General features: G+C 37.1%; 8 protein-coding genes and 1 CRISPR repeat array. Of the genes, 7 read left to right on the forward strand and 1 reads right to left on the reverse strand.

Annotation, left to right across the window (positions count from 1 at the left end; translation table 11 throughout):
* Positions 1–86: 86 nt before the first annotated feature.
* Positions 87–1,449: direct repeats of the CRISPR family, unit length 35 nt; unit sequence GTTTCCATTAATTAAACTTGCTAAGAAGTTAAAAG.
* Positions 1,450–2,061: 612 nt separating this feature from the next.
* The 7 genes from MICAI_RS02895 to MICAI_RS02925 are packed head-to-tail and all read left to right on the forward strand — an operon-like array spanning position 2,062 to position 5,331.
* On the forward strand, positions 2,062–2,664 hold the full coding sequence (locus MICAI_RS02895; protein WP_008197483.1) for a hypothetical protein: 603 nt from the start codon (positions 2,062–2,064) through the stop codon (positions 2,662–2,664).
* Positions 2,661–2,957 carry a hypothetical protein gene (locus tag MICAI_RS02900; RefSeq protein WP_008197484.1) on the forward strand — a complete coding sequence of 99 codons (297 nt, stop codon included), beginning with the start codon at positions 2,661–2,663 and terminating at the stop codon, positions 2,955–2,957. The genes MICAI_RS02895 and MICAI_RS02900 overlap by 4 nt, the downstream gene beginning before the upstream one ends.
* Before the next feature lie 9 nt (positions 2,958–2,966).
* Positions 2,967–3,548 (forward strand): hypothetical protein, encoded by a 582-nt coding sequence (locus MICAI_RS02905; protein WP_008197485.1) that lies wholly within the window; start codon positions 2,967–2,969, stop codon positions 3,546–3,548.
* Between the two features lies 1 nt (position 3,549).
* Positions 3,550–4,197: a hypothetical protein gene (locus MICAI_RS02910; protein WP_008197486.1), complete on the forward strand. Its 648-nt coding sequence runs from the start codon at positions 3,550–3,552 to the stop codon at positions 4,195–4,197.
* Complete coding sequence (locus MICAI_RS02915; RefSeq protein ID WP_157221714.1) at positions 4,184–4,651, forward strand: PH domain-containing protein; 468 nt, start codon at positions 4,184–4,186, stop codon at positions 4,649–4,651. The genes MICAI_RS02910 and MICAI_RS02915 overlap by 14 nt, the downstream gene beginning before the upstream one ends.
* Before the next feature lie 30 nt (positions 4,652–4,681).
* Positions 4,682–5,134 (forward strand): hypothetical protein, encoded by a 453-nt coding sequence (locus MICAI_RS02920; RefSeq protein WP_008197488.1) that lies wholly within the window; start codon positions 4,682–4,684, stop codon positions 5,132–5,134.
* On the forward strand, positions 5,131–5,331 hold the full coding sequence (locus tag MICAI_RS02925; protein WP_008197489.1) for a hypothetical protein: 201 nt from the start codon (positions 5,131–5,133) through the stop codon (positions 5,329–5,331). The genes MICAI_RS02920 and MICAI_RS02925 overlap by 4 nt, the downstream gene beginning before the upstream one ends.
* Positions 5,332–5,586: 255 nt before the next feature.
* Here the strand turns inward: MICAI_RS02925 and MICAI_RS02930 are convergent.
* Positions 5,587–5,984 (reverse strand): hypothetical protein (locus MICAI_RS02930; RefSeq protein ID WP_039899522.1); only part of this gene is annotated, 398 nt, incomplete at its 5' end.

Here is a 5,984-nt window from a genome sequence, read left to right on the forward strand (position 1 = left end):
TGTCCTGTAGGGGCGAAGCATTCGGATAGAAAATCTCCGGTTTCACCGATAGGTTATTGCCCGAATGCTTCGCCCCTACTTTTTCAGCAGACCCTAATTAAACTTGCTAAGAAGTTAAAAGCAGTAGGGGCAATTCATGAATTGCCCCTACTCCGTTGGATGGTTTCCATTAATTAAACTTGCTAAGAAGTTAAAAGAAGCTAAGGCGAAAGCTAAAGCTAAAGCGAAAGCTTAAAAAGGTTTCCATTAATTAAACTTGCTAAGAAGTTAAAAGCAGGTAGAGATCATTCTTTATGGCAGTATGAGGGAGTCCCGTTTCCATTAATTAAACTTGCTAAGAAGTTAAAAGGAGATTGCGACTATAATAAATGAGTTAACAAAATAGTTTCCATTAATTAAACTTGCTAAGAAGTTAAAAGTGGAATTTTCTTCGGCGATCTGATCTTAGGGGCTCTTGCAGTTTCCATTAATTAAACTTGCTAAGAAGTTAAAAGTTTAAAATTAACATTCCTTCTCCTTCCCCTGCTCCCCCCCAGTTTCCATTAATTAAACTTGCTAAGAAGTTAAAAGAAACGCATCACAGATTGATGCATTCTTGGCCTTATGTGTTTCCATTAATTAAACTTGCTAAGAAGTTAAAAGTAGTTTTTTTTGCACCCCTTGGTGCTTGCGAGGAGCCTCCCATAGCTCCGTTTCCATTAATTAAACTTGCTAAGAAGTTAAAAGAAATTCAAAAATTCAATACCAAATTATTTCTTGTTTCCATTAATTAAACTTGCTAAGAAGTTAAAAGGGTCCCTTTAAGGATGTTCCAGTCTGGAACTACCGACTGTTTCCATTAATTAAACTTGCTAAGAAGTTAAAAGATTAGTTTCAATATTAAATAGAAATCATGCTGCCATTTAAAGGTTTCCATTAATTAAACTTGCTAAGAAGTTAAAAGATGGAGTAGACCCGTTCGTAGTCATTCAAAACAAAGTGTTTCCATTAATTAAACTTGCTAAGAAGTTAAAAGATCCGGCTTATGACCATTCATGAGCGGTTGGTCGAACCGTTTCCATTAATTAAACTTGCTAAGAAGTTAAAAGACAACCAAAAACTGGCACATCGAATCGATAATGCCATTTGGGATGTTTCCATTAATTAAACTTGCTAAGAAGTTAAAAGACATTTGATGTCCTCTTGGCGTCATTCAGGAAGATGGTCGTTTCCATTAATTAAACTTGCTAAGAAGTTAAAAGAAGGAAGAATGTTTTAACATTCCCACCACCTCTCCCGTTTCCATTAATTAAACTTGCTAAGAAGTTAAAAGAAACAGAAGCAGAACAGAAAAAGCAAGCACTGAGTTTCCATTAATTAAACTTGCTAAGAAGTTAAAAGGAGATTTTAATGAGTTGGTTAACTATCCATTCTGGTTTCCATTAATTAAACTTGCTAAGAAGTTAAAAGACTAGCTTGGCAAAACTAGGCTGTATAAGGATTGTACAGCAATTTTTCGTGGGATATTGAAAAGCATAGACATTATTAATAATAATTCTCAATAGTTACCTCAGTCATAAGGCTCAAAGTCTTGCTGGCCAAGGCATCGACGCACCTCAACGAAAACTCTAGATTTTCAGGCATTGTGTCTAACCCGCGAAAAATGTTGAGAACCCCCCCATTCCATCGGCATAAAACAATAGAATTTGTTCCACGTTAATGCCTATGCGATCGGGAGCATCTCACCTTTATAACCCCTAAATCTTTATGTCAAGCTATTTTGAAAGCCTTGCTAGAAATCAGTGTTAGGACAAGTATAATTACTCACTTGCATAAATGAGATGCTCCCGATATTTTAGTTGCTTTACCTTAATAGCAGCAGACTCTGGTAGCTCTGTATTTGTTGCTCAGGGTTGATCTCTCATCATCCTTTCGGTGTTCGCATCAGCACTCCGATTTTTCTTCAGATAGGTTCTAGAATCGAAATCAAGACGCAGGGGAAGATAGAGTTCCCTGAGTCTGAAAAGTGTACTACCGTGTAATTTTATGAAAAATAGTCTGAAACGATCGTTCCTTCGATTTATGACTGTCTCCATACTTATCGTTTTGCCATCTTGTTCACAAAAGAATCCGATCGCTCTTGTTCTCTTAAAAGACACATCTATAAGTGGACAAAATAACGAAGAGTTTAAGACGACAACCAAGAAAGCCTGTAAGGGTATAACAGAATCCATTTCGCGTGGTGATGAATTGAAAGTTATTCAAGTCAATGGCGAGCAGGACTTTTTTGAAACTCTTACCCCCACCAATCCAACTGATGCGAAAAAACAGTGTGGAGCCGTAAGAACCACCCAAAAACAGGGAACTTTGGCCTGTCCAGCTGTTCGCACAGCCCATAAAATTTTTCAGTCATCAAAAAAACCTGGTGTATTGTTAGTCCTTATAGAGACCAACGAGCGGGAATCACCTTGCCCTCAAGATTGGAGAACTACCGTTAAAAATGTCATTGAAAAAGGTGGCTCTGTAGTCATTTTGAATGCTACAAACAACGGCGGCGAATCATTTCGCTTAGAGCTGGAAACTGCTTTGGAAGGTCTCCAAGTTACATATGCTCATACTGACGTGGAATTTGTTATTAAGGACGCTATCCAAGAAACTAGAAGAAAAGCTGAGGCAAAATTATGAAAAAATTAGATAATTTCCCTCACTTTGAGGGCAAAGGTTGGAATAGTTCCCATGTATCTAATGCCAGTGGCCACACCGAACGAGAATCAGAATCTAACCCGTGGCCAGAGTCGGAAGCAAGAGTCAATATCAATCAATCAAAGGAATTGAATCGGCTAATTGCTGAGGATCTTCATCCCCAAGATCAGGAAGACCTGTTACAACGCTTTCCCTGCTATGCAATCGCACAGAGGAGAGTTGCTGCGGCGGAGTTTTGTCGATCTCAACTTATTAAAATTGATAAATTGTACTAAAGGAGTATTATGGATAGAGGTACTTTCTCTTCTTTGAAAGATAATTTCTTTTCTTGGTTTGCCACGAGCATCATCGCATTCTTAAATTTCAACACGGCTATGGTTTTAGTGCCGGGGGATTGGGACGATATAAAGATATTATTTGCCGTTCCAGTTTCTTTGATAGCCTGTATTCTTTTCGACAACAAAGTTAGCGAGGAGTATATGCGTGAACGCCTCAAAGGATTCGCGAAAGCGACCTTAAATTGGATAAATATTCAGAGAGATAGACTGAGTCAAACTCGATTTGGGGCGATGAGACTGGAAACATACATCTATCTGTTTCAACTTTTTGAAGCACCTTTCTTAGAAACATCAATCATCTCAATTATTAACCGCCTTGGCTGTCTCATTTACCTAATCACCGAGTTTATTGTGAGCGCTTATTTATTACTAGAACGAGAGGATTTGCCCTGGTTCATGTCTATTGCTCCCATTCTAGCAGGATTATTGAACTTAGCAACGGGAATCCTCAAAGGACGTCTTATTGTGTACCCAAAAGCTCTTACACAACTTAGAAAAAAATATCAACAGTACTATGAGGAGGTATAAAATGACTATTAGATTGATAAATATTAACGAGATGAATTCTCAGGATTTAAACGAACTGACGACTATTTATGTCTCAGATGCAAGTCTGTCACCATCTAAAATGGTTGAAATCCTTCAGCAAAGAGTCGCTTGCCGCTCTCTCCATAAATCCATAAAATTAATTCAGGAAGACCACCGACGGTCTTTTGAAAACTGTTTATCACTGAGAGATAAAAAGCTTGAAGAAATTCGGAAACAAGCAGAATCTCTACACAGTTATCCCCGGGCTGTTAACGCTCCAAATCCCTCCTATTTCTTGGCAATAAATACAGTTAAAGAAGACTTAAAATTTGCTGAATCTCAAGTCAGAAATCATGAAAAATCCATCAGCAGATTAAATAACTTAGAATTGGAATTCAAATCAGTACTAAGAACATCATCATATTGGTCAGGTTCATTAGCCGATAGCAATAAAATTGAAGAAATACTGAATGAAATGGGAGTAAAAGAGCTAATGCACGATTTAGAGCAAAGACTGAGAGAATTGCAGGAACAGGTTAAAAAATTTAGCCTTGAATTAACCAAGTTCTCCATCGTTACTGTCTACGGCGAATCAAGAGTAGAAGATTTTCAATATGGAAATGGAGCTGCTCACCATGAAATTGAATGAATACCCTTTTGGAGCGAGCTATGCTCCTCGTCCGGAAAAACCAATCGTGGCCTTGAAACCTAAAGCTTGGTCAGTATTTTTAAGTTGGAAAAACCTCCGTGGAATAATTTTCATAATTCCTCTTTTTTCTATAGCCTGGCAGTACCTAACTCTACAACGAACCGAATATATGTTTACAACTCAACGGTTTAGGACTATTACGGGACTTTTTAACCAAGAAATTGACGAAGTTTGGCTATTTCGTGTGACAGATTTACGCATTTTAAAGCCATTTCTTTATCGTTTGTTTGGAATAGCAAATCTTTACATTTACTCTACAGATAGAAATAACAAACTCGTGGTTATTCAGGCAATTTCGCTTACAGATGCCTTGAAGCTGCATGAAATTCTTCAACAGCAAGTCAACATTGAGCGACATAGAAATCGACCTGATATTCCAGGCTCTTGGCAGTAATCAATCATCTCAAAAAAAGGAAATAGTAATATGGCTGACCAAAACACATCTACTAACGGCGAGACTAATACTTCTTGTCCCAGCACAATAGATAGTCCAGAACTACAAGATAAAGATATATGGAGTTCTTATGACAATACCTTTGGCAAATACGCATTTCACGGGGGAATGGAGGGATACTTAGAAAATAAAGACCCTTCTCCTGAAAGTCCACAACAAGAGTGTTTCTACGATGATTCAGGTAATCTAATCGACGAAAATCATCAATACGCAGGAATGAGAGGAACCGCCAATGAATACGATGGACATAAGGGCGATAGTTCAGAACTATGGAACCATTTCTATAACGATAGTGGGGGAATCTGGCAAAACGGTGGAGAAGCCTTTTCTACCTCTGTGGAATCCTACTATGACTCTGTTGAAGATTATGTTTCTGATGTCTATGACTCTGTGGAAGATTATGTTGCTGATGCCTTTGAATGAAGTCAAAGTCAAAAGCTCTTGAACGTCCTCAAAGCTTATCTGTCAAGCGTTTTTATCTCCTCTATTCTAACCCGCGCCAAAAAGCCACAAAAACTAAAAAACTTCGCCAACAACAAATGGTTAATAAACAGCCAAAACCAGTTATTCTCCAGCAAAATAATGCCACTACAACAATAAATAATTTGGTCAGTAGCTGAACTAAAACAGTTGCAAAAAATAAAGTCTAATTTTGGCTTTAAAATCAATTAAGGGATTGCACAGTTTTCTTGATTGGCAATCCCTTTTTTCTATTAATTCTGCATGGTATAGCCTAAATGATTGCCCACCATCAATTTTTTTATCGTTTCAGCACAGTAATATTAAAACATAATGATATTATGTTCCTACAATTAGGAATTGATTAACCTTCGTAGGGATTTAACACTGTTAAATCTTTATCTATTGACGGTGATTTAAAGATAATTCAATGATATTCTTAAGTTAGTTAATTCAGTATCTTGCTTTAACTCTCTATAGATAGCGATCGCCACTTCACTAGCAAGGTTAATTCCTGAATGGGAGTAGATCAAAAACCGCAAACCATCCACTATTTTTGAAGCTTTTTTCTTTTTTTTGATGAAAGCCACTGTTTTTTTAATATCTTCCTCATTAAATTGAGTTATATCATTTATTATAAGGGGGTGAATATGCCCAGGATTCATGTTAAGTTCAGATTGAACAGATTGAGGTTCAGCATTGCCATTAGGGGTTTTAATTGAAATAAATCGATAGTCGCTTCCCTCCTTATTTTTAACTAAGTCATTGACTTTTTCTAAGTCACAACAAATCAGTTCAATATCTTGATAAATAT

The organism is Microcystis sp. T1-4, from assembly GCF_000297435.1.
Classification (GTDB): Bacteria; Cyanobacteriota; Cyanobacteriia; order Cyanobacteriales; family Microcystaceae; genus Microcystis.